Annotated in this window: 23 protein-coding genes; 14 read left to right on the forward strand and 9 right to left on the reverse strand. The window is 55.6% G+C overall.

Features of this window, described 5'->3' with window-relative positions:
* The first annotated feature begins 51 nt into the window (after nt 1–51).
* The 4 genes from QEN58_RS12270 to QEN58_RS12285 all read left to right on the forward strand — a co-directional run bounded on the left by QEN58_RS12270 (nt 52) and on the right by QEN58_RS12285 (nt 8,197).
* Nucleotides 52–642, forward strand: coding sequence for a DUF4202 domain-containing protein (locus QEN58_RS12270; protein WP_280103929.1), 591 nt, complete (start codon nt 52–54; stop codon nt 640–642).
* A gap of 126 nt (nt 643–768) precedes the next feature.
* On the forward strand, nt 769–3,870 hold the full coding sequence (gene ydiJ / locus QEN58_RS12275) for a D-2-hydroxyglutarate dehydrogenase YdiJ (RefSeq protein WP_280103930.1): 3,102 nt from the start codon (nt 769–771) through the stop codon (nt 3,868–3,870).
* Between the two features lie 104 nt (nt 3,871–3,974).
* Complete coding sequence (locus QEN58_RS12280; protein WP_280103931.1) at nt 3,975–5,036, forward strand: efflux RND transporter periplasmic adaptor subunit; 1,062 nt, start codon at nt 3,975–3,977, stop codon at nt 5,034–5,036.
* 17 nt (nt 5,037–5,053) lie between these two features.
* Nucleotides 5,054–8,197, forward strand: coding sequence for an efflux RND transporter permease subunit (locus QEN58_RS12285; RefSeq protein WP_280103932.1), 3,144 nt, complete (start codon nt 5,054–5,056; stop codon nt 8,195–8,197).
* 12 nt (nt 8,198–8,209) lie between these two features.
* Here QEN58_RS12285 and trpC read toward each other — a convergent pair whose 3' ends face one another.
* The 3 genes from trpC to QEN58_RS12300 are packed head-to-tail and all read right to left on the reverse strand — an operon-like array spanning nt 8,210 to nt 10,744.
* Nucleotides 8,210–9,013 carry an indole-3-glycerol phosphate synthase TrpC gene (gene trpC, locus QEN58_RS12290; RefSeq protein WP_280103933.1) on the reverse strand — a complete coding sequence of 268 codons (804 nt, stop codon included), beginning with the start codon at nt 9,011–9,013 and terminating at the stop codon, nt 8,210–8,212.
* Between the two features lie 38 nt (nt 9,014–9,051).
* The gene (gene trpD, locus QEN58_RS12295; protein WP_280103934.1) at nt 9,052–10,071 is read right to left on the reverse strand and encodes an anthranilate phosphoribosyltransferase; all 1,020 of its coding nucleotides are present in this window, start codon (nt 10,069–10,071) and stop codon (nt 9,052–9,054) included.
* A 37-nt stretch (nt 10,072–10,108) separates the two neighbouring features.
* Nucleotides 10,109–10,744: an anthranilate synthase component II gene (locus tag QEN58_RS12300; RefSeq protein WP_280103935.1), complete on the reverse strand. Its 636-nt coding sequence runs from the start codon at nt 10,742–10,744 to the stop codon at nt 10,109–10,111.
* 387 nt (nt 10,745–11,131) lie between these two features.
* Between QEN58_RS12300 and QEN58_RS12305 the strand changes: the two genes are divergently transcribed.
* Nucleotides 11,132–12,052: a metal ABC transporter substrate-binding protein gene (locus tag QEN58_RS12305; RefSeq protein ID WP_280103936.1), complete on the forward strand. Its 921-nt coding sequence runs from the start codon at nt 11,132–11,134 to the stop codon at nt 12,050–12,052.
* Between the two features lie 25 nt (nt 12,053–12,077).
* Here the strand turns inward: QEN58_RS12305 and QEN58_RS12310 are convergent, their stop codons facing one another.
* Entirely contained in the window at nt 12,078–12,821 is a 744-nt protein-coding gene (locus tag QEN58_RS12310) for a phosphoglycolate phosphatase (RefSeq protein ID WP_280106935.1), read from the reverse strand.
* Between the two features lie 103 nt (nt 12,822–12,924).
* Here QEN58_RS12310 and QEN58_RS12315 point away from each other — a divergent pair, with 103 nt between their 5' ends.
* Complete coding sequence (locus QEN58_RS12315; protein ID WP_280103937.1) at nt 12,925–14,223, forward strand: NAD(P)/FAD-dependent oxidoreductase; 1,299 nt, start codon at nt 12,925–12,927, stop codon at nt 14,221–14,223.
* Between the two features lie 14 nt (nt 14,224–14,237).
* Here the strand turns inward: QEN58_RS12315 and rpe are convergent, their stop codons facing one another.
* Nucleotides 14,238–14,930 (reverse strand): ribulose-phosphate 3-epimerase, encoded by a 693-nt coding sequence (rpe, locus tag QEN58_RS12320; RefSeq protein ID WP_280103938.1) that lies wholly within the window; start codon nt 14,928–14,930, stop codon nt 14,238–14,240.
* 223 nt (nt 14,931–15,153) lie between these two features.
* Here rpe and cysP point away from each other — a divergent pair, with 223 nt between their 5' ends.
* Genes cysP through QEN58_RS12340 form a run of 4 tightly spaced genes read left to right on the forward strand, consistent with a single transcriptional unit; the run spans nt 15,154 to nt 18,963 of the window.
* Nucleotides 15,154–16,164: a thiosulfate ABC transporter substrate-binding protein CysP gene (gene cysP / locus QEN58_RS12325; RefSeq protein ID WP_280103939.1), complete on the forward strand. Its 1,011-nt coding sequence runs from the start codon at nt 15,154–15,156 to the stop codon at nt 16,162–16,164.
* Between the two features lie 26 nt (nt 16,165–16,190).
* On the forward strand, nt 16,191–17,045 hold the full coding sequence (gene cysT / locus QEN58_RS12330; RefSeq protein WP_280103940.1) for a sulfate ABC transporter permease subunit CysT: 855 nt from the start codon (nt 16,191–16,193) through the stop codon (nt 17,043–17,045).
* Entirely contained in the window at nt 17,045–17,872 is an 828-nt protein-coding gene (cysW, locus tag QEN58_RS12335) for a sulfate ABC transporter permease subunit CysW (protein ID WP_280103941.1), read from the forward strand. The genes cysT and cysW overlap by 1 nt, the downstream gene beginning before the upstream one ends.
* A complete protein-coding gene (locus QEN58_RS12340) occupies nt 17,869–18,963 on the forward strand; it encodes a sulfate/molybdate ABC transporter ATP-binding protein (RefSeq protein WP_280103942.1) in 1,095 nt (364 codons plus the stop codon). The genes cysW and QEN58_RS12340 overlap by 4 nt, the downstream gene beginning before the upstream one ends.
* A 203-nt stretch (nt 18,964–19,166) precedes the next feature.
* Here the strand turns inward: QEN58_RS12340 and QEN58_RS12345 are convergent, their stop codons facing one another.
* On the reverse strand, nt 19,167–19,781 hold the full coding sequence (locus QEN58_RS12345) for an alpha-ketoglutarate-dependent dioxygenase AlkB family protein (protein WP_280103943.1): 615 nt from the start codon (nt 19,779–19,781) through the stop codon (nt 19,167–19,169).
* A 122-nt stretch (nt 19,782–19,903) separates the two neighbouring features.
* On the opposite strand from QEN58_RS12345, the gene QEN58_RS12350 reads away from it, so the two are divergent.
* Together QEN58_RS12350 and QEN58_RS12355 are read left to right on the forward strand one after the other, a co-directional pair.
* Nucleotides 19,904–20,824, forward strand: a complete 921-nt coding sequence (locus QEN58_RS12350; RefSeq protein ID WP_280103944.1) for a DMT family transporter — start codon at nt 19,904–19,906, stop codon at nt 20,822–20,824.
* A 159-nt stretch (nt 20,825–20,983) separates the two neighbouring features.
* Nucleotides 20,984–21,577 carry a YajG family lipoprotein gene (locus QEN58_RS12355; protein ID WP_280103945.1) on the forward strand — a complete coding sequence of 198 codons (594 nt, stop codon included), beginning with the start codon at nt 20,984–20,986 and terminating at the stop codon, nt 21,575–21,577.
* Nucleotides 21,578–21,628: 51 nt separating this feature from the next.
* On the opposite strand, the gene QEN58_RS12360 is transcribed toward QEN58_RS12355, so the two are convergent.
* The 3 genes from QEN58_RS12360 to QEN58_RS12370 form a co-directional block, all read right to left on the reverse strand.
* Nucleotides 21,629–22,261: a class I SAM-dependent methyltransferase gene (locus tag QEN58_RS12360; RefSeq protein ID WP_280103946.1), complete on the reverse strand. Its 633-nt coding sequence runs from the start codon at nt 22,259–22,261 to the stop codon at nt 21,629–21,631.
* Nucleotides 22,262–22,316: 55 nt separating this feature from the next.
* Nucleotides 22,317–22,952: a TIGR04211 family SH3 domain-containing protein gene (locus QEN58_RS12365; protein WP_280103947.1), complete on the reverse strand. Its 636-nt coding sequence runs from the start codon at nt 22,950–22,952 to the stop codon at nt 22,317–22,319.
* A gap of 88 nt (nt 22,953–23,040) precedes the next feature.
* Complete coding sequence (locus QEN58_RS12370; RefSeq protein ID WP_280103948.1) at nt 23,041–23,370, reverse strand: DUF1820 family protein; 330 nt, start codon at nt 23,368–23,370, stop codon at nt 23,041–23,043.
* Between the two features lie 206 nt (nt 23,371–23,576).
* Between QEN58_RS12370 and QEN58_RS12375 the strand changes: the two genes are divergently transcribed.
* Entirely contained in the window at nt 23,577–24,800 is a 1,224-nt protein-coding gene (locus QEN58_RS12375; RefSeq protein WP_280103949.1) for an ATP-grasp domain-containing protein, read from the forward strand.
* Nucleotides 24,801–24,830: 30 nt separating this feature from the next.
* Nucleotides 24,831–26,903, forward strand: a complete 2,073-nt coding sequence (locus tag QEN58_RS12380; RefSeq protein ID WP_280103950.1) for a hypothetical protein — start codon at nt 24,831–24,833, stop codon at nt 26,901–26,903.
* The last annotated feature ends 5 nt before the right edge of the window (nt 26,904–26,908 follow it).

The following is a 26,908-nucleotide window of genomic DNA, read 5'->3' on the forward strand; positions in this document are numbered from 1 at the left end:
CACAGTTTCTCGGCAACCTACTAGCATCATTTCTAGCCGAGCAACGTAACCATGCCTACTGCCTTTGATCAAACGCTCGCCGCCATCGATGCCCTGCATGCTGAGGATCCGCGCGCCACGACGCTTGCCGATGGCATGTCCATGCCCCAGGAACTGGCCTACGCCCAGCGCATGAGCGACTGGCTAGACCGCGTGCATGACGCGCCCGATGACGTGCTGCGCTTAGCCGTACGTGCACAGCACTTACAGCGCTGGTTAGTGCCGCGGGAGGAGTATCCCGAAGGGCGTGTGGGCTACTTAACCTGGCGGCGCGACCAGGGTAAGCGCGCAGGCGATACCACCGCCCAGCTAATGTGCGACGCAGGCTACAGTGACAAAGAAGCTGAGCGCGCCGCAGCGATTATTGGCAAGAAAGGCCTAGGCCGAGACCCCGATGTGCAAGCGCTGGAGGATTGCGCCTGTCTGGTATTTCTAGAGAACTACTTTGGCGACTTTTCGCGCAAGATTGAGCACGACCATATGGTGCGGATCGTGCAGATGACCTGGCGCAAAATGTCGCCCCGCGCCCACGATCTGGCTCTAACACTGCCCATGTCGGACGCCTCATTAGCGCTGGTAAAAGAGGCTCTGGGAGTGGATTAAGGAGAGGAGTAAGGTGTGGGGTAAGCAACAGAGCAATGCGCTACCGTGAGATGCAGCGGGGCAGCCGCTGCGGTAAAGTAGCGGTCTTCTTTTATTGCGCCCCCGGCACTGACGGCTTGATCAACTATGATTGCATCCCTGGACACCCGTACCGCCCCGTTCGAACGCTTGGGCAATGAGTATCAACGTTTTCTACAGGCGCTTAAAACGCGCGGTTTTGAAGGCGAAATCGCGCCCGATTACGCCAACCGCACGGTGCTGGCGACGGATAACTCGATTTATCAGCGCCTGCCCCAGGCGGCGGTCTACCCCAAGCATGCCGAAGACCTAGAGCGCCTTACCCGGCTGGCCGCCCAAACCACTCACCGAAGCATTGTATTAACGCCCAGGGGCGGCGGCACCGGCACCAACGGCCAGTCACTCACCGACGGTATCGTGGTGGATGTCTCCCGCCACATGAACAAGATCATTGAGATTGACGTGGAAGCTCGGCGGGTGCGCGTCCAGGCAGGCGTGGTGAAGGATCAATTAAACGCGGCGCTCAAGCCCCATGGGCTGTTTTTCGCTCCGGAGCTTTCGACCTCTAATCGCGCCACTATAGGCGGCATGATCTCTACCGATGCCAGCGGCCAGGGCAGCTGCGAATACGGTAAAACCCGCGACCATGTGTTAGAGCTCGATACGATTCTGATCGGTGGAAAGCACCTGCAAAGCCGCGTGTTAACACAAGATGAAGAGCAGGCTGAGTGCCAGCAGGAAGGCATTCTGGGCCGCGTTCATACCACCGCTGCCGAGATTATTGACCAACAGCGCGACTTGATTGCAGCCAAGTTCCCGCCGCTCAACCGCTGCTTAACCGGCTACGATTTGGCTCACCTGCGCGACGACGAGGGGCAGCTCAACCTCAACAGCCTGCTGTGCGGCTCGGAAGGCTCGCTGGGCTTTTTAAACGAAGCCGTCCTCAATGTATTGCCGATTCCCAAGCACGCCACCCTGGTCAACGTTCGCTATACCAGCTTTATGGATGCGTTGCGGGATGCAAAGGCATTAATGACTGCCAGCGCGAAGCCTACCTCGATTGAGACCATCGACGACAGCGTGCTGCAACTGGCCATGGAGGACTTTGTCTGGGACAGCGTGGCGGAGTTCTTCCCGGCGACCGCTAACACGGCGATTCGCGGCATTAACCTGATCGAATTTAATGACGACGATGAGAGCGCCCTCACCGAACGGGTACGCGCCTTCACCGAGCATCTAAGCCAAGATACCACCGTCGAACGCCTGGGCTACACCCTGGCCGAGGGGCGCAGTCAGATCCAGAAAGTCTACGGAATGCGCAAGCGCTCGGTGGGTTTGCTCGGCAATGTGCAGGGCGAGAAACGGCCGATTCCGTTTGTCGAAGATACCGCCGTACCGCCGGAGCACTTGGCCGAGTTTATCGCCGAGTTTCGCGCCGCGCTGGATGCCCGAGGGCTCTCTTACGGGATGTTTGGCCATGTAGACGCTGGTGTACTGCACGTGCGCCCCGCCATCGATATGAAGGATCCCGAGCAGGAAAAACTGATACGTGCGGTGTCCGATGAAGTGGCGGCGCTGACCCAGAAATATGGCGGTCTGCTGTGGGGCGAACACGGCAAGGGCGTACGCTCCGAATATTCGCCTACGTTCTTTGGCGAACTCTATCCCAGCCTACAGCGGGTAAAAGCGGCTTTTGACCCCTATAACCAGCTTAACCCCGGCAAAATAGCTTCACCTGCCGAAAACGGCGAACTAATCGCCAAAGATAGCGACCCCGATTTGTTGAAGGTCGATGGTGTGCCCATGCGCGGCCAGTTTGATCGCACCATCGATGAGCGTGCCTGGCAGGCCTACGACGCCGCGGTGTACTGCAACGGTAACGGCGCCTGCTACAACTATGACCTTGATGACCCCATGTGCCCATCGTGGAAAGCGACGCGGGATCGCCGCCACTCGCCCAAAGGCCGCGCCAGCCTGATCCGCGAGTGGCTACGCCTGCAGTCCAAAGCGGGCATCGACGTGGTGGAAGAGTCACGCAAGAAGAAAGCCGAAGGTGGCTGGGGCTTTATTAAACGCTTTCCGCTGCGGGTGGCGAACACCCTAAGCCGCAAGCAGCACCACGACTACTCCCACGACGTTTATGACGCCATGGCGGGCTGTTTGGCGTGTAAGTCCTGCGCGGGACAGTGCCCGGTTAAGGTCAACGTCCCTCAGTTCCGTTCACAGTTTTTGGAGGTCTACCACGGCCGCTACCTGCGCCCGCTGCGCGACTACGTGATTGGCGGAACTGAATTTATGCTTCCCACTCTGGCCAAGGCTGCGCCACTGTATAACGCCGTGATTGGCCAGCGCTGGGTAGAGCAACTGATGCGTCGCACACTGGGCATAAGCGACTCCCCGGCGCTTTCGCGGGCCAGCGTTAAAAAGCAGCTCAACGCCTGGGGCGTCGCCGAAGCAACGCCGCTCTCACTGGCCCTGTTAACCGAACAGCAGCGCGCCAATAGCGTGATTATTGTCCAGGACGCCTTTACCACCCACTTTGAAGCCAAGCTGGTCATGGACGTGGTAGAGCTACTCTCGCGTCTCAATCTACGCGTGTTCGTGATGCCCTATTCGGCGAACGGTAAACCACTCCAGGTTCAGGGCTTCTTGGGCGCCTTCGAGCGCACCGCCGCCAAGCAGGCCGAACGGCTACGCACGTTGGCCCGCTTTGATATCCCCATGGTGGGCATCGACCCGGCGATGACGCTCACCTATCGCCAGGAGTACGTCAAAGCGCTAGGCGATGAGGCGGTGCCGGAGGTGCTGATGCTACAGGAGTGGCTGGCGACCCGGATAAACACGCTTGCGCCCAACCAGCTTAAGCTAACCGACCCAGGGTTTAAGCTGCTCTCCCACTGCACCGAGAAAACCAACGCGCCGGGCAGTCCCAAAGCGTGGCAGCAGGTGTTTGCGGCGTTTGGGTTGGAGCTTGAGCTAGTGGCCACCGGCTGCTGCGGTATGTCCGGCACCTACGGCCACGAAACCCGCAACGCCGCTACGTCAAAAACGATCTATGCCCAGTCGTGGCAGCCCCAAGTGGAAGCCAAAAACAGCGCAGGCAAGTTGCTAGCCACGGGCTATTCCTGCCGCAGCCAGGTAAAGCGCTACTCGGAACAAGTTCTGCTGCATCCTTTGCAGGCGCTACTCATCGCCCTAAAGCGCAGCTAAAATTTGTACAAACATTAAATCTTGTATAACGTTGAGGGAGCTAACAGCGTGCGGTGGAAAAAACTGTCATGCTGTTTATTGATTGTTATTTTTCAGGAGCTGCCTTGTTATCTCTACTTCCCTCCTTGACTCGCCTAGGCACAGGCGCTGTTTTAACCCTGACCCTAGCGGCCCTCGCGGTCGCTCAGGAAAACCGTGTTGAGACGCAGGTAGTGGTGGAGGCTCCGCGGATTGAGATACTGCCGCTTACCGGCAGCGTTAGCGCCCCAAAAACCTCTCAGCTGTCTAGCGCTGAAGCCGGTCAGGTCAGCGAGCTAACGGTTGAAATGGGCGACGCAGTCACTCAAGGCCAGCCCCTGTTATCACTCGATACCCGAGATATTAGCCTGGAAACCCAGCGCGCCCGCGCGGATCTAGCTCAGGCCGAAGCCGAACGTGACGAAGCGCAACGCCTAGTCAGCGAAGCCAACCAGCTCTCGGCGCAAAACTTTGCCGCCAGCGAGCGCCGCCAGCGTGAAAGCGCTCTGGCGGCGGCCCAGGCCACCCTTGAAGCGCGCCGAGCCGACTACGAGCTAGCCCAACTGCAGCTCGAGCGTCACCAGATCCGCGCGCCCTTTGATGGCATGGTCACCCACCGGGAGAGCAATATCGGTGAGTGGGTCAACCCTGGCGACACCCTTCTCACCTTGATCGACTTAGCTTCCCTTCGTTTAGATTTCTCGGTGCCGCTTTCCGCCTATCAACGCTTTGAGGGCTCTCAATTAGAGGTGCGCTTAGAAGGCAGTGATCAATGGCACCCGGCGCGCACCCTCGCGCGCATCCCCATCGATGCCAGCTCAAGGCAGTTTCTGCTTCGCGCGGCGCCGGAAACACCACTTGAAATGCTACCGGGTATGGCGGTGGAAGGCCGTTTGCAACTTAATGGCGAAAGCGGGCCCAGCGTGCCGCGAGATGCCCTCATTCGACGCCCAGATGGCAGCGTTAGCGTTTGGCTAGCACGCCAGAGCGATGACAAATGGCAGGCGTTTGAGCAGCGGGTTGAGATCGGCAGCAGCTACCAGGGAGAGGTCGCCGTCAATGAGGGCCTATCACCGGGAGACCGCGTGATCGTCGTCGGTAATGAGCGACTTGAAGAGGGGCAAACCGTGTCCCTGAGCGACGACTAAAGGAGCGATACCCGCGTATGTTTGCTGCCATTATTCGTCACGGTATCTTGGTTAGCGTTATTACGCTGATCCTGCTGATTCTGGGAATCGCCGCCATCTGGCGCATCCCTGTACAGATGATCCCCGATCTGGAAACCCGCGTGGTGGGTATCGAGACCCAGTGGCCGGGTGCCACGCCGCAGGATATTGAAAAGGATATCTTGATCGAGCAAGAGGAGTTCCTGCGCAATGTGCCCAACCTACAGCGCATGGAGTCCACCGCCAGCAGCGGCAGCGCCGAAATCGAGCTGGAGTTCCCCTTTGGCGTCGATCTCACCGAAACATTGATTCGGGTTAACAACGCGCTAAGCCAGGTGCCCTCCTACCCCAACAATGTCGATCAGCCGCGCATCGTCGCCAACTCCTTTTCCGCCAACGCCTTTATGTACTATAACGTTGGCCCTCGGGAGGGCAATCCGCGCCAGCTCGATATGCCCGCCATGCGCGACTACCTGGAAGATAACGTCCGCCCGCGCCTAGAGAGCGTTGCTGACGTATCGGAAGTCACGGTTTCCGGTGGAGCCGAGCGGCAAATGCAACTGCTGATCGACCCCGAAGCGCTAGTCGCCCGTGAACTGAGTATCGCTGATATTCAGGCCGCCCTTCTGGCCCGCAACCAGGATGTCTCCGGCGGCAATCTAGAGAGCGGCAAACGCCGCTACCTGCTGCGAACCGTGGGCCGCTTTGAGGATGTTGAAAGCCTTGAAGCGTTGATCCTCAACCGCAACGGCGACGCGGTTACCCGGCTAAGCGATGTCGCCGAGGTGCGCCAATCCTACGCCGAACTCACATCCCGCGCTTACAGCTCTGACGGACAGCCGGTATTGAGCGTACAGGTGCGCCGGGAACCGGGCGCCAATGTGATCGATATCAAGCGCGCCATGCTCGATGAAGTCGCGGCGCTTAATCAAGGCCTGCTAGCCGAGCAGGGTATGCGTATGACGCTCTCCAGCGACGACGTGCGCTACGTGGAGTCGTCGATTGCCAATGTTTGGGTCAACCTGGGCCTGGGCGCGCTGTTTGCCACCCTGGTGATGTACGCTTTTCTTCGCTCTGCCCGCGCGACCGTGGCCGGGGTGATCGGCATTCCCATCTGCACCATCGCGGCCTTTCTAGGCCTGCTGCTGGCGGGCCGCACGCTCAACGTCATTTCGCTGGCGGGTGTTGCTTTCGCCATTGGCATGACCATTGATAACACCATCGTGGTGCTGGAAAGCATTGAGACCCAGCGCCGCCGTGGGCTGGCACGCTTTGAAGCGGCTCTCGAGGGCGTCAAGCAAGTGTGGCCAGCAGTGCTCGCCTCAACGCTGACCACTATTTTAGTCTTTGTGCCGATCTTCTTTATTCAGCAGGAAGCCGGGCAGCTCTACTCTGATATTGCGGTGGCCATCTCGACCTCAATTATTGTCTCCATGGTGGTCGCCATTACCGTTATTCCCACCTTGGGCGCACATATCGATTTTCGCGGTAAGGAGAGTACTTCAAACTCATCGCCACGCTGGGTACGCGGCTGCCTGTGGGTGGTGGATGGCATGATTCGTACGGCTTCCCGACGCTTTCTCTCTATCCTGCTGGGCATCGTGGGTGGTATCGGCATTTTTGTCTGGCTGACGCCCCCGGCGGAATACCTGCCCGAAGGCGAGGAGGCCAAAACCTTTGCCAGTATGAACGCCCCGGCGAGCTACAACCTGGCCACCATGGATGCGATTGCCCAAACCCTGCAACAGGAGTTAGAGCCCCATGTGGGCGCTGAGCCGGAGCGCTTCGAGCGCGGCGATACCGACATCCCGCCGATTCGCACCATGGGCATTCAAGCCGAAGCCCAAAGCCTGCGGATCATTGCGGAAACCATCGACCCCACCCATATTGAAGCCTTGATGGACGCCCTCACCCGGCGCTTTGAGAAATACCCGGACATGCGCGCCTTTGCCGCCCGCGGCTCAATTATCTCCAGCAATGACGGCGGAACGCGCAGTATCACTTTGGATATTGCTGGCAACGATCTAAACGAACTCTACACCACCGCCAATGCGATTTATCAGCGCGCCGAGACAGTGTTTGACAACCCGCGCATTCAGTCGCGGCCCTCCGCCCTGGATCTTGGCCAGCCGCTGATTGAGGTGTATCCCCATTGGGAGCGCGCCGCAGAAGTCGGCCTGGATACCAACGCATTGGGCACCACCGTCGCGGTGCTCACCAACGGCGCCTACCTGGATGACTTTTACCTCGATGACGAGAAAATCGACCTTTACGGCTATGGCCCCGAGGCGGGCGATATCGACCTGGACGCCCTCGCTACCCTGCCTATCTATACCCCTTCTGGGGTGAGCGTGCCGCTCAATACCCTTGCCGAAATTCGCGAAACCGTGGGAACAGCCACCCTTCGGCGGGTGGATGGCCGCCGCAGCGTCACGCTGGACGTTATTCCACCCCGCAGCGTGGCACTGGAAGCCGGCATCGAGCGGATGCAGCGGGAGGTGATCGACCCACTGCGCGATGAGGGCGTCATACCCGCCAACATTAATGTCAGCGTGACCGGCGCGGGGGATCAGTTAGACGCCACCCGCCAGGCACTTACCGGCAATGCGTTAATCGCGTTGGCGATTGTGTATCTGCTGCTGGTGGCGATTTTTGCCCACTGGGGTTACCCGCTGCTGATTCTCGCCACTATTCCGTTAGGTGCCGCCGGGGGGATTGTAGGGCTGTGGCTGATGAATACGGTGGGCGCTCAGCTGCCGAAAATCGGCTTGAATGCCATCAGCCAGCCGTTCGATATGATCACCATGTTGGGCTTTCTGATTCTGATGGGGACAGTGGTCAACAACCCGATACTGGTGGTTCATCAGGCGAGGGAGAATCTACGCACAGCATCGATGGGCCTTCGTGAGGCCGTTCAACAGGCAGTAGAGAGTCGCTTACGGCCGATTGCCATGACGACGCTTACCACCCTGTGCGGGCTATCACCACTGGTGTTTCTACCGGGGGAAGGCACCGAGCTTTACCGCGGCGTCGGTGCCATTGTGCTATTTGGGCTGCTCGGTACGGCAATTGTCACCGTCACCTTCTTACCCGCGCTTACTGTTGCCGTGCTCAGTTGGAGAACCAAACGGTCAGCGAGCTAACAAGCTGCGGCGTTAAAAGAATAACCGCTTAAGTGCCAAGCCTGGATCGCTTTCGCGCATAAAGACTTCGCCAACCAGAAACCCGTTAACGTTGTGGTCACGCATTAGCTCAACGTCATCGCGGGTATGGATACCCGATTCGGTAATCACCGTGACGCCCTCTGGAATGCGCGGCAGCAGATCCAGAGTGGTATTCAGGCTGGTTTCAAAGGTATGCAGGTTGCGGTTGTTGATGCCGACCAGCTTTAGATCCAGCGCCAGGGCGCGCTCAAGCTCCTCTGCGTCGTGCACCTCGACCAATACATCCATCCCCAACTGGTTGGCCTGCTGGTGCAGGTCGCGCAGTTGTGCATCGTCCAGGGCAGCAACAATCAGCAGTATGCAGTCCGAACCAATCGCCCGTGCTTCACTGACTTGATAGCCGTAGGTGATAAAGTCTTTGCGAATCACCGGCAGCGTGCAGACATCACGAGCAGCGATCAAATAGTCTTCGTGGCCTTGAAAAAAGTCGGCGTCGGTGAGCACCGACAGACAGGCAGCGCCGCCCTGGGCGTAGCTTTTAGCGATATCCGAGGGGTGAAACTCTTCGCGAATAATGCCTTTTGACGGTGAGGCTTTTTTCACCTCGGCGATAATCGCAGGATCACCTGTGGCGATGCGCGTATTAAGCGCCTCAATAAAGCCGCGCGGGGCGCTCTGTTGCTCCCCGAGGGCGAGCAGATCGGATTCCGAGACCGCTTGACGACGCTCAGCTACTTCTTGATCTTTGCGAGCCAGAATGCGCGTTAAAATAGTTGGCGTTGCCTGTTGAGTCATGTTGATCTCTTCTTGTTTAAGAACTTATGCTGAAAAACTTACTGCTTAAACACGCTGGTGAAGTGAGAAAGCTCTTTAAGTTTCTCAAGCGGCAGTTTGGAGGCTTGCGCGTCCTGGGCCACCATCACACCCTCTTTTAAGGTATCCGCGACTCCCGAACAGTAAAGCGCGGCCCCGGCGTTTAGCGCGACCATATCGGCAGCGGCATCTTCACCGGAAAGCGCTGCCTTGACCAAGCGCAGGCTGTCTTCGGCACTGGCGGCTTTCAGCGTTGCCAGGCTCTGGCGCTCAATGCCCAGTTCTTCAGGCGTAATGGTGTATTGGGTAATCTCACCCTCTTTTAGCTCAGCTACCAAGGTGGGGCTGGCCAGAGAGATCTCATCCAGACCGTCCTCTGAATGGACGACCATCACGTGGCGGCTGCCCAAGGTTTTCAGCACTTCCGCCATTAATGGCACTAATTCTGGGGCGTAAACACCCAGCACCTGGTTGGGCGCACCAGCAGGGTTGGTCAACGGGCCCAAAATATTAAACAGCGTGCGTACGCCCATTTCCCGGCGCGGACCAATGGCATAGCGCATGGCCGGGTGATGATTGGGTGCAAACATAAAGCCTACGCCCACCTGTTCGATACAGCGCGCTACCTGGTCAGGTTTGAGATCCAGGTAGATACCCGCCACATCAAACAGATCAGCGCTGCCCGAAGACGACGAAACGCTGCGATTACCGTGTTTGGCTACATGGGCACCAGCGGCAGCGGCGACAAAACTGGCAGCCGTGGAAACGTTAAACAGGTTGGCGCCATCGCCACCCGTGCCGACGATATCCACGATGTTTTCAGCATTCAGTTCAACGCGCTTCATTAGCTCGCGCATTACCTGAGCCGCGGCGCTAATTTCAACGGCGCTTTCGCCTTTCATGGCTAGGCCTACCAGCAGGCCACCGATTTGCGCATCGCTGGCATCGCCAGTCATGATCTGGCGCATCAAGGCGTGCATGGCATCGAAAGAGAGGTCTTCGCGGCGCATCACCGCATTAATCGCATCTCGCATTTGCATGAGCAGAGGGGCCCCTAAAAGCGTGTGAAACCGGCCATCAGCCGCGTTTTAAAAAATTGGCCAACAGCTCGTGGCCTTGGCGGGTAAGAATCGACTCGGGGTGAAACTGCACCCCTTCAATATCCAGCTCGCGGTGACGAAACCCCATGACTAAACCGGGGGTTACATCGTCATCGCCTGTCCAGGCAGTGACGTCTAAGCAGTCGGGCAGGCTCGCTTTATCGACCACCAGGGAGTGATAGCGGGTAACCTCAACAGGATTATCCAGCCCTTCAAATACGCCCTGGTTAGCGTGCAGGACGGCAGAAGTTTTGCCGTGCATAACCTTCGGAGCGTGCACGACCTTGCCACCATAAACCTGGCCAATCGCCTGATGGCCCAGGCAGACACCTAAAATAGGCAGCCTACCTGCAAAGTGTTTAATGGCGGCCATGGAGATTCCAGCCTCGTTGGGAGTGCAGGGTCCCGGCGATACCACCAAATGCGTCGGCGCCAGCGCTTCGATTTGCTCAATGGTGATGTCATCATTGAGGTGAGTGATCACTTCCGCGCCCAACTCACCCAGGTACTGGACAATGTTGAACGTGAAGCTGTCGTAATTATCGATCATCACCACTTTCGGCGCTGCCTGTTGCTGTGATGGCTGTTTGTGCACCGACTGAGCTTGCGCCATTGCCCCATTTGCTCCATTGCGTCATTTCGACCACAGATTAAATCTGTTGATAGAGTGATGATAACGCAACCGAGCACTTCCTTGCAGGGGTTAAGTGTCAACCTGCCTCCCCTTTCGACTACCAGCACTCCGGGCAATAGATCACAGCTTTGGATGACCAAGTCGATGCGCCAAAGAAGAAACCATTCGGACGGTCATAAGGAACGCTATGTTTAGGAGTGAAATACAGGCTCTTTTCAGCATAGTGGCCCTTTCCACTTGAGAGTATTCTGCCTTGAGCAATACTTGTTTCGGCCTGGCGCTGTATCGGAACTGGCAACCAGCCACCGCAGTCTTTATTATCTGCCGTCTTTTTAGATAGCCTTTTTAACCAGTTAGGAGCGTGGGATGTCAAAGCGGGTTACCTGGGTGTGTACGCTCTTATGCGTCGCGCTGATAAGCACTGCGCCAGCCTATGCCAGCACAACATTACGCGTTATTGCCTCTTTTTCGGTCATGGAAGAATTGGTCAAACGAGTGGCGGGCGATACGGTTAGTGTCAACGTCATCGTTCCACGAGGTGAAGATGTTCACCGCTGGGAGCTAACCCCGCCCAACGTACTGGCACTCGAAGAGACCCAAATCGTGTTTTATAACGGACTTGGGCTAGAACCCTGGATACGCCATATTGAAGCGATGTCTGACGATGAATTAACGCTTGTGGAAGTGGCCAAAAAGGCCGATTACACGCCGCTAATGATCTCGACTGGTGAGTATCAGGGCGAGCCAGACCCCCACATGTGGATGGATCCGGAGGGAGCTGCGGCCTACATTGATGTCATTGCCGAGACCCTCGCCGAGCATCTTCCCGACCAGGCCGACGAATTTTATACCCGTGCTGAACAGGCTCGCAAGGCGCTGGATAATCTGAATCTAGCGGTGAAAGAGCGCCTCGAGGGGATTCCACAAACTAACCGCACGTTACTGACCAGTGAAGCAGGTTTTGGCTATTTCGCCCGTGCCTACGACTTTGAAGCCCAAGGGGTGTGGGGTGTTAATCACGAAACCCAAGGCAGTGCCGAGGCAATGGCCAATATGAGCGAATATCTTGCTAATAATCGCCCACGCCCTCCAGCGCTGTTTTTTGAAAGCACTACGCCCAGTATTCATATGGACGCCCTATCACGGGAGTCATCGCTTCCCCTGGCAGGACCGCTATATGTCGACTCGCTGAGCGGTGAAGACGGCCCGGCAGCCAACTACTCAGATATGCTGCACCATAACGCAGAGGTCATGCACACCGCTCTAGGTGGCGCTACGGCTGAGTAACTTGCCCTTGGCATTTAATCAATCGCTAGGCTCCTCGGGGAGGGGTTATTAGCAATTCGGTTAACGAACTAAGCACTAAATCGGGGTGACTGTTTTCAATCGGCTCACCGTGGTTATAACCATAGGGTAGCGCCAGGGTGGTAAAGCCCGCCGCCTTACCGGCAGCAATATCGTGGCGTGAATCGCCGACCATCACACACTCAGCTGGCGATATTTGGCAGTGTTGCGCAGCGTGCAGCAGCGGCAATGGGTGGGGCTTCTTTTCTGCTAGAGAATCACCGCCGAGCCATAGGGTAAAAAAGTCCAGCAGCTCGAAGTGCTTTAGCAGCGGCTCAATAAAGCGCTCTGGCTTATTGGTAATCAGCACCAGAGTCATACCCTGCTGATGCAGCGCCCCTAGCGCTTGCTTTACCCCAGGGTAGAGCGTTGTCAGGGTATTGGGTGCCGCGCCGTAGTACTCTATAAACGCATCATAGGCACGCTGTTGTCGTTCGTAACAAGGCGTTGGCTCAGATGTGTCCTGCAACGCCCAGGCCAGTGCCCTTTCCACTAATACCGGCGCCCCATTGCCAACCCAGTCTCGGACCTTCGCTTCGCCCGGCGAAGGCAGGCCAAGTTCGTTTAACATCTTCCCCACTGCGGCGGAAAGGTCGGGCACTGAATCGATTAGCGTGCCATCCAAGTCGAACGCAACTAGCCGTTTACCCTGTAGTATTGTGTGTAACTCTGAATAGTGTATTGGATGCGCTTTCAATGCTCTCTGCCTCATCTTCATTAGAAAACCATCTTACCTGCTTAGGGCAAATGTTCGCATTAGTCAGAAGCGTAAGAACCTTCTATGCTGTGGCTAATTTAGTTAAGGAGGTAGTGATATGCCCACTCCCAGAATCGTGATTGTTGGCGGCGGTGCGGGCGGCTTAGCCCTCGCCACGCGATTAGGCCGCACCTTAGGTAAGCGCAAACGCGCAGAAATCGTGCTGCTGGATCGCAACACCACCCACGTATGGAAACCGCTGCTCCACGAACTGGCCACCGGCGTACTCAATTCCAGCATGGATGAGGTGGATCTTCGCGGGCATTCATCTGCTCACTTCTACCGCTATCAGCGCGGCTCTCTAAGCGGAGTAGATCGCGAGCAGCAGACGCTGCAGTTAGCGCCAATCCATGATGAAGATGGTCAAGAAGTGCTACCCGCCCGCGAGCTTTCCTATGACTACCTGGTCATGGCCATAGGCAGCGTTTCCAATGATTTCGGTACGCCCGGCGTGGCAGAGCACTGCCATTTTATTGATTCGCCCCAGCAGGCCAAGGCGTTCCAGCGCGATATGATCAATACCTTTTTGCGCTACACCGACCCCAATCTTCGCCAGCATACTCAGTTGACCATTGGCATTGTGGGCGGCGGCGCGACGGGCGTAGAGCTTGCAGCCGAATTATTTGACGCTTCGCGCATGCTCAATGCTTATGGAGTGACGGCATTGGATAACCAGCAAATCAGCGTTCACCTGCTGGAAGCAGCACCGCGCTTACTACCGGGGCTTTCCGAGCGGGTTAGCCAAACGGTTAAAACAGAGCTTGAGAGCATGGGCGTAACCATCCACACCGACACCGCGGTTAAAGAAGCTCATGCACATCAGTTAATCACCGGTGACGATGAAGTGATCAAGACCGACATCAACGTGTGGGCAGCAGGTATCAAGGCGCCACCGTTTTTGGCTGAGCTAGGCCTAACGACGAATAAGAAAAACCAAATTGAAGTAAAACGCACCCTGCAGAGCGTCGATGATGAGAAGATTTTTGCCCTCGGCGACTGCGCCAGCTGCCCGATGGGGGAAGATAGCGCCGTTCCCCCTCGCGCCCAGGCGGCTCACCAGCAGGCTAAGCTGCTCGCCAAGAACCTGGTCAATCAACTCGAAGGCAAACCGCTCGCCGATTTTCGCTACCGTGACCATGGTTCACTGGTATCGCTGGCCCGCTACGATGCTGTGGGCAATTTAATGCGCAGCTCCGCCTCCCGCGGCCTATTTTTAGAGGGCTGGCTGGCACGCCAAGCCTATGCATCGCTCTATCGGATGCACCAGCTCTCTATTCATGGGGCGCCGAAGACGGGGCTAGCGTGGCTGGTCGATAAGCTTAATCGCTATTTGAAGCCGCGTATGAAATTGCACTAAACAACACTTGCTTATTACCTGGCCAGCGCCGCCCGCATCTGCTTGATCACCGTGTCATAGCCGTGCGGGTCGCTGGCTTGGTGGGCGCTGAAAATGGCGGAACCCGCCACAAAGGTATCGGCGCCCGCTGCGGCAATCTCGGCGATGTTGTCCACTTTCACCCCACCGTCGATTTCCAGGCGCATATCAAATTCTGACGCATCAATCTTCGCCCGCGCTTCACGTAGCTTATCAAGCGTACCAGGGATAAAGGATTGCCCACCAAAACCTGGGTTAACGCTCATCAGCAGCACCATATCGATCTTATCCATCACATAGTCGAGGTAGGAGAGCGGTGTAGCCGGATTAAACACCAGACCTGCTTTACAGCCGCCATCACGAATTAGCTGCAGCGAGCGGTCAATGTGCTCAGACGCTTCGGGGTGAAAGGTAATATAGCTGGCGCCCGCTTCAATAAACTCGCTGATCATGCGGTCTACCGGCTTAACCATCAAATGCACATCAATCGGCGCCGTCACTCCGTGCTTACGCAATGCTTTGCACACCATGGGACCAATAGTGAGATTGGGTACATAGTGATTATCCATTACGTCGAAGTGCACCACATCCGCGCCTGCAGCCAGCACGTTATCCACTTCCTCGCCAAGCCGCGCAAAGTTAGCGGAAAGGATAGAGGGGGCAATCAAAAAGTCCTGCGCAGCGGTCATAACACTTTCCTAAATTAACAGGGGAATGAGTTGGCTATCTTAACAGAGCCACCCACCAAGCCCATCACTCACACGCCTTTGCATTGGTCATCTACGCACACTCATATTCTTAAATAGAATATAAAACATAATTGTAATTCCACATTGATAGATTTACCCTTACCGATATTGCGACACTACTTTTTGGCGATACTTTGCGCTAACTGTTTTAAGGAGTTTTTCTATGGCATTGCCCACAATTTTCCGCCGCAGCCTGGTTGCCATTGCGCTAGGCGTTACGGTAAGTGGTACCGCCGTTGCCCAGGAGCGGGAACTGCTCAACTCGTCTTACGATATCGCTCGCGAACTGTTTGCCGCGATCAACCCAGAGTTTCAAGCCAAGTGGCAGGAAGAGCACGGTGAAGAGATCGCCATCAGCCAATCTCACGGCGGTTCTTCAGCCCAAGCCCGCGCCATCCTGCAGGGTCTGCGTGCCGATGTGGTGACCTTTAACCAGGTGACCGACGTACAGGTACTCGCCGATGCAGGGCTGGTAGCCGAAGATTGGCAAGATGCCTTTGAAAATAATGCGTCGCCTTACTACTCCACCACTGCCTTCTTGGTACGTAAAGGCAACCCCAAAGGCATCGAAAGCTGGGACGATCTAGTCCAAGAAGATGTAGAAGTGGTCTTCCCTAACCCGAAAACCTCGGGTAATGGCCGCTACACCTATCTAGCTGCCTGGGGCTTTGCCGAGAACGAATTCGATGGCGATGAAGAGCAAATCGAAGATTTCATGCGTACTTTCTTAGCCAATGTAGCGGTATTTGATACCGGCGGCCGTGGCGCAACCACGAGTTTTATCGAGCGTGAAATTGGCGATGTGCTGATTAGCTTCGAGTCTGAAGTTAACAACATCCGCAGCGAGTACGGCAGCGACGATTACGAGGTGATTGTACCGCCGGTCAGCATCTTGGCTGAATTCCCTGTTGCCGTGGTTGGCGAAAACGCTGAGCGCAACGGTAACAGCGATCTGGCCCAAAGCTACTTAGAGTATCTCTACACGGAAGAGACGCAGCGCCTGCTAGCGGGTTTCAACTACCGGGTGCATAACGAGACTGTGGTCGAAGAGTTCGCCGACCAGTTCCCGGAAACCCAACTGCTTGAGGTGAATGAAGTGTTTGGTAGCTGGGATGAGGCGATGGAGACCCACTTTGAGGGTGGCGGCCTTCTCGACCAGCTACAGCGCCGCTAATATTCACTCATGAGCCAGCCTGAACTATGAGTCAACTTGCCACCTGGCGAACCGGCAGCACACGCGTGCTGCCGGGTTTTGGCCTTTCTATGGGTATCAGCGTACTGTTTATCTCGCTGGTGCTGCTGTTGCCGATTACCGGCCTGTTTGGCCAGTTAGCAGGGCTTAGCCTTGCCGAATACTGGGCGATCATCACCGAAGGTCGTGTAGTGGCCAGCTATATGGTCACCATTGGCGCGGCAGCCGTTGCGGCGCTAATTAACGCCGTGTTTGGCCTGTTACTGGCCTGGGTGCTAGTTCGCTACGACTTCCCTGGCAAGCGCTTACTTGATGCCTTAATGGATCTCCCCTTCGCACTGCCCACCGCCGTGGCCGGCATTACCCTGGCAACGCTTTACGCCAGCAGCGGCTGGATGGGTGGACTGCTGGAGCCGCTAGGGTTTCAAGTCGCTTATACCTGGGTGGGTATCGCTCTGGCCATGGCCTTCACCAGCATCCCTTTCGTGGTGCGCACGGTGCAGCCGGTACTGGAAGACTTGCCCGCTGAGGTCGATGAAGCCGCTATGTCGCTGGGTGCCACCGACGGGGTGGCCTTTCGCCGCGTGATCTTGCCGCATATCTGGCCTGCCTTGGTGACCGGCACGGGGCTGGCGTTTGTTCGTTCGCTGGGCGAGTTCGGAGCGATCATTTTTATTGCCGGTAATATGCCCTACGAAACGGAGATCACCGCACTGATGATTTTCGTCAAGCTGCAAGAGTATGACTATGCAGGGGCCTCGGCGATTGCTTCGGTGGTGCTGTTTGTCTCGCTGTCGCTGCTACTGGCGATTAATGTTTGGCAGGGCCGCTTTGTGCGCCGCCTGCATGGAGGTAAGGGGTAATGCGTCGAATTGGTGATGCGCCGCTTATCCGGCGCCTGCTGATAGGTGCCGCCTTGGTGCTATCAGCGCTGTTTTTACTGTTGCCGCTGGTGGCCATTTTTGCTCAGGCGTTCTCCCAGGGCGTCATGGTGTTCTGGTCGAACGTCAGTAACACCTTCACCCTGCACGCGATTGGTCTGACGCTGATGATTGCGCTATTGACCATTCCCGTGTGCCTGGTATTTGGCGTTGCCCTGGCGTGGCTGGTCACGCGTTTCAGTTTTCCGGGGCGGCGCATTCTGCAAACCCTGATCGATATTCCCTTTGCAGTCTCGCCCGTTGTTGCTGGCCTTATCTACCTGCTGCTGTATGGCCGCAACGGCTGGATCGGCAATTGGCTGGACGGCTATGATATTCAGTTGATGTTTTCTTGGCCGGGCATTCTCATGGTGACCATTTTTGTTACCTGCCCCTTTGTGGCCCGGGAACTGATCCCGTTGATGCAGGCTCAAGGCTCCCGTGAAGAGGAGGCGGCGGTAACCCTGGGCGCTTCCGGCTGGACGACCTTCCGTCGCGTTACGCTGCCCAACATCCGCTGGGCACTGCTTTATGGCGTTATCCTGACTAACGCCCGGGCTGTGGGAGAGTTTGGCGCTGTCTCGGTAGTCTCTGGCGCTATTCGCGGCAAAACCAATACGCTACCCCTGCACCTTGAGCAGTTGTATCAGGATTATAACGCCGTGGGGGCGTTTGCCTGCGCGGCCCTACTCGCCTTTATTGCCCTACTGACGCTCGCCGCCAAGGCCGGGCTGGAATGGCGCGCAGCGCGCCGGGAGGCATTTGCATGAGCATTCACTTACACAATATCGCTAAACACTTCGGCAATACCCAGGCGTTAGAGCCGATCAACCTGGATATTCACGAAGGTGAATTGGTAGGCTTACTCGGCCCGTCGGGCTCGGGCAAGACCACGCTGCTGCGGATTATCGCCGGCCTGGAAAATGCTGACCGCACCGCCCAGCCGGGTAAAATCCTGTTTGGCGACCGCGACGTGACCAACGTACATGTGCGCGACCGTCGGATTGGCTTTGTCTTCCAGCACTATGCGTTATTTCGCCATATGAGTGTCTACGACAACGTGGCTTTCGGTCTGACCGTGCTGTCGCGTAAACGCCGCCCCAGCAGCGGAGAGATTCGTGCCCGGGTGTTTAGGCTGCTGGAAATGGTCAAGCTGGAGCACCTTGCCAATCGCTACCCTGCCCAACTTTCGGGCGGCCAGCAGCAGCGGGTGTCGCTGGCCCGCGCTCTCGCCGTGGAGCCGGAAGTATTGCTGCTGGACGAACCGTTTGGCGCACTCGATGCCAAAGTGCGCCAGGAGCTACGCCGCTGGCTGCGTCATTTACACGACGAGCTCAATTTCACTAGTGTTTTCGTTACCCACGACCAGGAAGAAGCGCTGGAGTTATCTGACCGTGTGGTGGTAATGAGCAACGGCCGCATCGAACAGGTTGATACGCCCGATGAGCTCTACCGCACACCGAAAAATCGCTTTGTGTTTGAGTTTTTAGGTGATGTGAACCATTTGGAAGGCAAAGTGACCAACGGCGTACTCACCTGCGGCGACGCCTATTGGCACGTTGATCTCCCTGATGGCCATGAAGAGCTGCTGCTGCGCCCCCATGAAGTGCGGCTGACCGAGCAACCTACCTCTGAGAGCCATCTACCGGTTACGATCACGGCGATCTCGCCGGTGGGCGCCGAAGTGCGCGTGGAGCTAGAGGCTGATTGGCTCGCCCAGCCTTGGCTCGCTACCGTGCGCCACACTGACTTTGAGCACTTGGCGCTACGCCGCGGGCAACGCTTATTCGCGCACCCCCGTCACTGGCGACGCTTCCCCAAGACCGAGCCGAAACCGACGCAACAAAGCCACGTCGCTTAATGCAACGGCAGTTGCCCCACGTGGGCAACTGATTTAGCTCGCGACCACTCAAGCTTTCAACCTAATCGCGACAACTGTGGGAGGGAACTTCAGCTCGCGAATGTTGGGGCTGCCAGCTTGGGGTGTTTTCAACACCCTTCGCGCGCTAAAGCGCCCTCCCACAATAGCCTTGAGCCTGATACCAATCCTGCCAAAGCCAATGACTAGCGCATTTGCCTAAAGGTTAGGCTTACCCGGGGCCCAACATCTTTCTTAGTTTTAGGAAGACTGTGCAGCCAGTTGGCTTGAGTAGCCCCCTTCATAATTAATAAACTGCCGTGCTCTAGGGTAAGCGACACACTCTCCCCTGTTTGTTTATGTTTAAACGAGAACTTCCTTTCGCCGCCTAAGGTCAACGCCCCGATTGCCCCATTCTCAACAAGGTCTTTTTCGGCATCACTGTGCCAGCTCATGCCTTCCTCGCCTGAACTATACAAATTACCCAGGCACGAATTAAATACCTCTCCGCAGTGGCTCTCCACGACCTGCTTAAGCTCACACAAAAAGTCCGGCCACACCAACGCCCTTTTTGTGTAGCCAGAGTAGGTATAGGAAACCGGTTTATCTGCATACCAGGCTATTTTCCTCTTTGTAACGATCTCTTTGCCGTAAATAAACGCGCGATCATGCTCCCAGCTTAGTTCGCTAATACACCTACTTAAATACATATCAGCAGTAAAAGCGTCTAGGATTTTGCCGTGGTAATAAGCCGCCCCATCCTGTGAAAGCAGATTAATCAACTTCATATCGTCGTTTTCAAACAGATCTGTATACGTCATAGCTGTGCCTATTGTGTGCTCATTGCAAAGACAGCAAGAAACGGGTTTTTCTCACACTAACAGGGAAGCAATACTGAACGCCATGGGGCAAAGCTCCAGGGTCTGGCCGGGTCTTTTGGCTAATGGAAAACATTGAAATGGGGCACAAAATGAGAGCAATAGACTATATACGACTACTGTCGCTAGCAGCTATCTGGGGAGCTAGCTTTCTTTTTATGAGAATCGCCTCACCGGCGATAGGTCCAGTCAACACAGCATTTTTTAGAGTCTTTTTTGGCCTCATTGGTTTGGCTTTTATCATCGTTATCATACGTAAAAGCATGGCGTTCAGAGGTAAGCTAGGCAAAATTATGATTTTGGGTGCCATTAACTCTGGCATCCCATTTCTTATGTACAGCATAGCAGCAACATTACTACCTGCTGGCTATTCAGCGATTCTAAATGCGACAACGCCTTTAACAGGTGCCCTGATTGGCTTTTTTATCTTTAGCGAGAGTTTAACTATAAAAAAATGGCTGGGAGTAACGCTAGGAATTGTCGGTATCACAGTTATTACCACTGTGGGTGATTCAAATATCGTTGGTAACATTTATATTGGCGTTACTGCTTGCATCATAGCCACTATTGGTTACGGCTTTGCGGGGTTTCTTACTAGAAAATGGATAACCCAACAGGGCGGGCTGGATCCAACGTTAGTGGCGTTTGGCAGCCAACTAGGCGCGACCATTTTTCTCGCGCCATTTTTGCTTTGGAACCTTTCATCTGGCCCCGGCATTGATTGGCTTCAAGGTGATGTTTGGATCAGCCTGCTGGCCGTCGGTTTTGTATGCACCTCTCTAGCCTATATTCTGTATTTTAGATTGATCGCTGACATTGGGCCATTACGGTCGCTCACCGTTACATTCTTGGTGCCGCCCTTCGCTGTGTTATGGGGCTTTTTAGTCCTCGATGAAACGATTTCCAGCGGATTCTTACTTGGCTCTTTTATCGTTTTACTTTCCGTTTGGCTAATCGTGAGTCCCGATTCTCAAAAAACAGCCTAGCGCACTAGCTGACTTCACTTCTTTCGCAATAGCAGCGGCCGTGCCATTGCAATAAACAATGAGTCGTTAAAAGTAGCTGAACAAAGCCGCAACGCCAGAACATACCGCCAGCGCGCTACCCGCGTTATACTGGCCTTTTAGCCATAGCGGAGGAAGACCATGCTTCGGCGTCACTTTTTACGGATTTCAGGTGTACTGCTTGCCAGTGCATGGCTTGCCGGTTGCACCAGCCCGCAATACTTACAGCTCAGCCCTGAACGCAGTGCGCAGGTGCCGCAGGTCGGCTCTGGCCAGCAGGTTACTGTGATTGCCCAGGATGGCCGTGAGAGCGACATTATTGGCAACCGTGCTGGCGGCGACATGTCGACAGCCCACATTACCGTGAGTAGCCATGAGCTTATACCGCGCTTACAGCAAGAAGCTGAGCGCGCAGTACGCGATATGGGCTTTAGCCCCACCACCGAGCAGGCCGAGGGCCGCCCAAGCTTAACGCTGGAGCTTGCCAGTCTGAACTACGCACGCGGTGATAGCGGCCAGCCATTGGTAGACGAAGCGCGACTTGAAGGTGTTTTACGCGCTATCGCTCAAAACAAGGGCACTACCTATACCGGCACATACACCTCGCGCCGTACCCAGGGCTATGCCCTTAAACCCGATGCCGACAGCAACGCGCGAATGTTAAGCGATCTGCTTAGCGATGGTATGAACCGTGCTTTTAGCGATCCGGAATTGGGTCGTTTACTCGCACGTTGAGAAGTTCCTTCTTCACAGAATCACTTCAGACTCGGGCTGCGTCTTTTACCACTAGAGGCGCGGCCCGCGTCGTTCTAGCGCCCACACACTCTCCGTTCGGCCGCGCTCATCAGGGCTGCCCTCTTCCAGAAAAGTTAGCGTGAAATTTGGAGTAAACAGGCTTTCTATCTCGCCAGCGGGAACGCTATAAGGCGGGCCCGCACTGCCATCGGTATGCGACAAACTAATCAACAGGCCTTTGGCGCCGGGCGGCACCAACTGCGCAAGGTGAAACGCATAGCGCTGCCGAGTTGGTGGCGGTAACGCTATCAGCGAGGCGCGATCATAAAACGCGCCAATCTCGGCAGCCTGCTGAATATGCAGGTGAAAAAAGTCACCGCACCATAACTCCACGCTGCCTTGGCGGGAAATCGTAAACCCTGCCTGACGGTAGCGGGATACCGATGTGCTGCGCTGTAGCAAAAACTGCTCAATGGCCTCTGGGGCAAACTCTATACCTAAAACTGGGTGCCCCTCATCCGCCAACCAGCGCATATCAAGACTTTTACCGCACAGCGGCACCAACACCTTGGTGCGATTGGCCACGCCGAGCGACTTCCAATGGCGCAGCAACGCTGGATGCGCCTGCTGCAGGTGAAAACCAATACGCCCTTCCTGCCAGCGCTTGCGCCATTGATCGCTCATTATTTGGCCACCGTGAAGTCGATTGCACTATCCGTTGAGGAGACTTATCGTGCCTTTAAAACCAACGGTCACGCTTCTTACGCCGACGAGGAAGATGCGGCACAATCAGGCCCACCAACAAGCCCGCACCAGCAACACCTCCGCCATACATGAAGTAGCGCATCAGCAGGTCTTCTTCCTGGGTCTCCAGCCGCGCTTGGAGCGCCCTAACTTGCCGACGGGACTGCTCCGCTTGCGCATCCAGCTCTTGGTTGCTGGCCTCAAGCTCGGCAATGCGACTCTCACGCAACTCTAGGGTCTCAGTCATTGAGGCCGTACGCTGTTCCCAGGTTTCATTGATACCCTCAAGCTCGGCGGTGAGTTCCTCTACCTGGGCTTCTAACGCAGGTAGCTGTTCAACCGCACTGGGTGTTTCTTGAAGCTCATTGCTCAACACCCAGACCGCATTGCCATCACTGTTGCGCACTCGGGTATAGTCACCGCTGGTTTCCAACACCTCTACCTGCTCACCTGCATTGAGCGTGCCAATGATGCGGTAACCATCGGTTGGGCCGCTGCGCACATAGGTGCTTAACTCATCGGTCACCCAGGCTTGATTCGCGGATTGGGCCGTGGCATTGAAGCTGGTAACACTGAGTAAAATGCCAGCCGCAGCGGCATATTTTCGATAACGAGTTCTATTTACTAGCATGACATCATGTCCTGATTAAAAACGCTGCAAGGCGGACGAAGCCAACAGCGCTTATCGGCTAACTGATCGGAGCGCTTGTCTCATACGCTTACCCTTCGCCGCGCGGGGGCAACGGAAAGGAACGGGGAAACTCCGCAACCCGGGCATCGGTTTTGACCGCTTTCAATGGCCCTTCACGCTCTACTTCATCAATGCGCACAATAGCATTTAACGGTAGGTAGCTACGTTTGACACCATCGAAGGTTCGTTGCAATTTTTCAGTCGCGGGGTCAACCACTACCCGTGAAGCATCGTCAAAGACAAACTCCTCGACTTCAATAAAGCCCCAGAGTTCGCTTTGAAAGATCTCTCGGACGTATAAATCCCAAATTTCACCCTGCTGGTGAACCACTACACGGTAGATCGGCTTGGCCGCCATCTTGGCCTAATCCTCTTGCCATTCGTACATTAAGTTGAACCGCCTAGCTTACCATATTCCCACCGCCGCGCCTTTAAGCTAAACCCTTAGCGAGCTTAGCATTAAGGCTATGAATAATATGCTCATTAGCCGCGCATGCCCCCCTCGTGTATGGTGGTGAGCGTGATTTGGCAATTATGTTCGTTCACCAAGCTGGAGTCATCAACATGCAGAAGGATCCCAATAAGGGCTATATCGCTCTATTAGGCTGGAGTCTCAATGCGATTGAAGCGGCCGAGAATTTTGACCGTCGCTACATTGTCGTTGCACCCGATTGGGCGGAAGAGTATTGCCAAAAACACGACATTCCCTACGTGCCTTGGAATTTCGAGCGACTCAATGACCGCTCGATGGAAATTGCCGAGACACTGAAGGAAAAAGGTGTCGATGTCGCCATTCCGCTCTACGAAGAGACCGTTGAGTGGGCAGGGGCCATCAACTCTGTGCTACTGGATAACCCGCGCATTTACGGCCAATCGCTGCTATTGCGTGATAAGGCGCTAATGAAGCGTCGTGCCCAACTAGGCGGCATCCGCGTGGGTATTTTTGAAGAAGCCCACGATAAAGAAGATGTAGTGCGCTTTCTGAAGCGCGTTAACCAGACGCTGCTGAAGCTGGACGGCGACCCCAACGACCCGATTCACCTGAAAGCGTTTGATAAAGCAGGCTGTCTTGGTCACCGCGTTATTCGCACCCCAGATGAAGTCGATACCATTCCCGATGAAGAGTTTCCGGTGTTGATGGAATCGCACCTGGATGGCTGGGAATTTGCCGTTGAAGCATGGATTCACGATGGCAAAATCGCCTTCTTGAATATTTCCGAATACGTGACGCTTGGGTACTCGGTGTTTGTGCCCGCATCGCCTGAGCTCGAGATTTACCGCGAACAGATCACTCAACAAATCGAAAAGCTGATTAAAGCATTCGATATTGAGTTTGGTATGATCCACCCGGAATACTTTGTCACCAGCGATGGTGAGATGTACTTTGGCGAAGTGGCTTACCGTCCACCCGGTTTTAAGGTATTTGAACTGCTAGAGCGTGTTTACGGCTTTAACGCTTACGAAGCTTCGATGCTAGTGTTCGACCCAAAAACCACGAAAGAAGAAGTGGCCAACTTCTTCCCCAAAGAAGTGGTCGATGCCGATGGCTTTGCCGGTTGCTTTGGCGTTTATCCCCGCCGTCGTGTGGTCAGCCGCTTGGAAATTCCCGAAGAGACCGAAGATCACCCCTATTTTGAGTCTCATGAGCTAACCTCACCAGTAGAAGAAACCGTTACTAAACGCACTGCGTTTGGTACCCATTGGGGTCTGATCTACTTTAAAGGCGAGGATGCGCATACGATTCGCGATCTGCTAAAACGCCAAGAAGATCTCGACTTCTATGTATAATCCCCGCTAACGCAGGGATAAGGAGTCACCGTGGAGACTGATCAAGTTACGTCTTCTCAAGAAGATAGCAAGCTCAATGGACTGTTGAGCAAATTTGATGATGCCGTGCGCCTGCTAACCCAGGCGCCCGCCTTCTCAAAACCCGCCAAACTACCGCGAGTAATGGACACTGCGCGGAGAGTACTGCTTCAGGATGGCGGTTGTGAAGCACTAGAGTCCCGCGCGCAAGCGTTTGAGGACTCTGGCGTTTTTTGGGGCTCCGATTGGGAAACTCCTCAATACCTGGTACCGACCCTGACGACCTTCTCGCTGAAAAGCGCGGATGCCAATGTGGTCGTCATTGAGGCATTAAGCGAGCTTCGGCTTCTTGCTGTCGCTAAAGGCAATTTTGAACACCCGCTGGTTTCCGCCGAGCATGCGCACCACTACCTTACGCAGGTAATGGCAATTAATTTATGGCTGCTGTTCTTGCCGCCCAGTGAGGCGGAACGGGAAACCCAAGGGCGATTGGCAACCATCCCCCGCCAGCTTTTCCAGCACTTAGCCGAACGCATCGGCTACGAACATATCGTTGATCGCCTGATTGATGAGATATGGCGCATTTTGAAACAGCGCCCTATTCAGGTTGATTCGATCAAACAGATGATCACTCAAATTGCGCTGTGTCAGGCCAACCCAGAGATTGACCTTGGCGCTAGCGGCCAAGGCGCCGACCGGCTTGTGAGTTCGCTTTACGGGCCCACCCAGGCCTGCCGTGAAGATCCTGGCGTCGACATTTACCGTGATCGATTGGAGCATATGGATCAGGCTGCTCTGCAGGCTGAATCTACCGGTTTCGCACGGGCGATGCACGACACCGGCCTGGTATCGCCGTATCACGCCGTGTTGTTGCGTCACCTGCTCGAAGAGGGTGATCACTTACTCTCCGAGGCGCTGGGCCTTTCATCGACTGGCCGCGACTGCCTACTCTGCTATCGCGAACTGGTTCAAGCGCTGATTCGTGGCGGCGTTTATCCTGCCACCGCTCAAGCGGTTTACGGCTTGGCGCTGATGCTTGAGCGCGGCATTCTCTATCAACCGCCGGTAGCACCCGCCATGTGGCGTCAGCTTAACCTACCGCTATCCGAGTGGGCGCAGTCACGACTCAATATCGCCTATGGCGATACTGTTTCTCCCCGCGCGCGCCTGATTGAAGGTGTACTCTGCATGCTGGGATTGCCGCTAGGCGTTGGCCAGGGTAACAATCCTACCTGCCAGTCAGCACGGGCACTCTCCATGTGGGCCTACAACGACCCAGACTATCTGCTGCAGATGGTAGCCTGGGCAGCCCGCGACGACGAAATCATCATGCATTTTGAGGGCCAAGCCATTTCATCAATGGCGAGCCTCTCAGGTGTGGCGACGCAACTCCCCATGGATCTTGATCCGGTTTCGTTGATTGTCGTACCGCATCTGGATCGCATTTACGCTGAAATGGGTCGGCGTTGTATTGGCCGCGAAGGCGATCCCCACCGCTGGGTGAATCCCGAATTTCACGGCTGGTGGTCGGGCCGTGGTTTTCTTATTAATGTTGATGTGGCCACCGGTCAGCTCAGCAATGTGGACAACTTTATACGCCACTTCTTTGCCTACTATCACCCCTACTACAATGGCAACCAGCCGCTGATTCATCCCCAACCAGCGGGTATTGCGGTCACCGATAGCGCGGCGCGTTTTATCGGCTGGCACGCGATTACCATTTTGCGGGCGTCCCTCGACCCGACGGATGTCATGCGGATTTACTTCTACAATCCCAACAATGATAGCGGGCAGGATTGGGGCGATGGCGTTATTGTCAGCACATCGGGCAATGGCGAACGCTTTGGCGAGGCCTCACTACCTTTCGAACGCTTTGCATCGCGGCTGTATATTTATCACTACGATCCTCTTGAGCGGGTTGATATAGCCGACGTCACCAGCGAAGAGGTGGAAAAAGTTAAACACTTCCTACACCGGAGCTGGGGGGCTTCACGCCTTCCACCTACCGAGCTGCAGGCAGATCAAGGCTCCAATTCCACCCTCCCCAATCCACCGCTACCCGACACGCCTCCCGACGAAGGGTAACAAGC

The sequence above is a fragment of the Halomonas alkaliantarctica genome (genome assembly GCF_029854215.1).
GTDB lineage: Bacteria > Pseudomonadota > Gammaproteobacteria > Pseudomonadales > Halomonadaceae > Vreelandella > Vreelandella alkaliantarctica_A.

Coding starts and splice junctions, on each gene's coding strand:
- QEN58_RS12350 (WP_280103944.1), top strand. CDS start 19,904: ATGGAAAACATTGAAATGGGGCACAAAATGAGAGCAATAGACTATATA.
- QEN58_RS12355 (WP_280103945.1), top strand. CDS start 20,984: ATGCTTCGGCGTCACTTTTTACGGATTTCAGGTGTACTGCTTGCCAGT.
- QEN58_RS12365 (WP_280103947.1), bottom strand. CDS start 22,952: ATGCTAGTAAATAGAACTCGTTATCGAAAATATGCCGCTGCGGCTGGC.
- QEN58_RS12360 (WP_280103946.1), bottom strand. CDS start 22,261: ATGAGCGATCAATGGCGCAAGCGCTGGCAGGAAGGGCGTATTGGTTTT.
- cysT (WP_280103940.1), top strand. CDS start 16,191: ATGAGTCAACTTGCCACCTGGCGAACCGGCAGCACACGCGTGCTGCCG.
- QEN58_RS12300 (WP_280103935.1), bottom strand. CDS start 10,744: ATGGCGCAAGCTCAGTCGGTGCACAAACAGCCATCACAGCAACAGGCA.
- cysP (WP_280103939.1), top strand. CDS start 15,154: ATGGCATTGCCCACAATTTTCCGCCGCAGCCTGGTTGCCATTGCGCTA.
- QEN58_RS12310 (WP_280106935.1), bottom strand. CDS start 12,821: ATGAGGCAGAGAGCATTGAAAGCGCATCCAATACACTATTCAGAGTTA.
- QEN58_RS12340 (WP_280103942.1), top strand. CDS start 17,869: ATGAGCATTCACTTACACAATATCGCTAAACACTTCGGCAATACCCAG.
- QEN58_RS12370 (WP_280103948.1), bottom strand. CDS start 23,370: ATGGCGGCCAAGCCGATCTACCGTGTAGTGGTTCACCAGCAGGGTGAA.
- ydiJ (WP_280103930.1), top strand. CDS start 769: ATGATTGCATCCCTGGACACCCGTACCGCCCCGTTCGAACGCTTGGGC.
- rpe (WP_280103938.1), bottom strand. CDS start 14,930: ATGACCGCTGCGCAGGACTTTTTGATTGCCCCCTCTATCCTTTCCGCT.
- trpD (WP_280103934.1), bottom strand. CDS start 10,071: ATGCAAATGCGAGATGCGATTAATGCGGTGATGCGCCGCGAAGACCTC.
- QEN58_RS12285 (WP_280103932.1), top strand. CDS start 5,054: ATGTTTGCTGCCATTATTCGTCACGGTATCTTGGTTAGCGTTATTACG.
- QEN58_RS12315 (WP_280103937.1), top strand. CDS start 12,925: ATGCCCACTCCCAGAATCGTGATTGTTGGCGGCGGTGCGGGCGGCTTA.
- QEN58_RS12375 (WP_280103949.1), top strand. CDS start 23,577: ATGCAGAAGGATCCCAATAAGGGCTATATCGCTCTATTAGGCTGGAGT.
- QEN58_RS12305 (WP_280103936.1), top strand. CDS start 11,132: ATGTCAAAGCGGGTTACCTGGGTGTGTACGCTCTTATGCGTCGCGCTG.
- trpC (WP_280103933.1), bottom strand. CDS start 9,013: ATGACTCAACAGGCAACGCCAACTATTTTAACGCGCATTCTGGCTCGC.
- QEN58_RS12270 (WP_280103929.1), top strand. CDS start 52: ATGCCTACTGCCTTTGATCAAACGCTCGCCGCCATCGATGCCCTGCAT.
- QEN58_RS12345 (WP_280103943.1), bottom strand. CDS start 19,781: ATGACGTATACAGATCTGTTTGAAAACGACGATATGAAGTTGATTAAT.
- cysW (WP_280103941.1), top strand. CDS start 17,045: ATGCGTCGAATTGGTGATGCGCCGCTTATCCGGCGCCTGCTGATAGGT.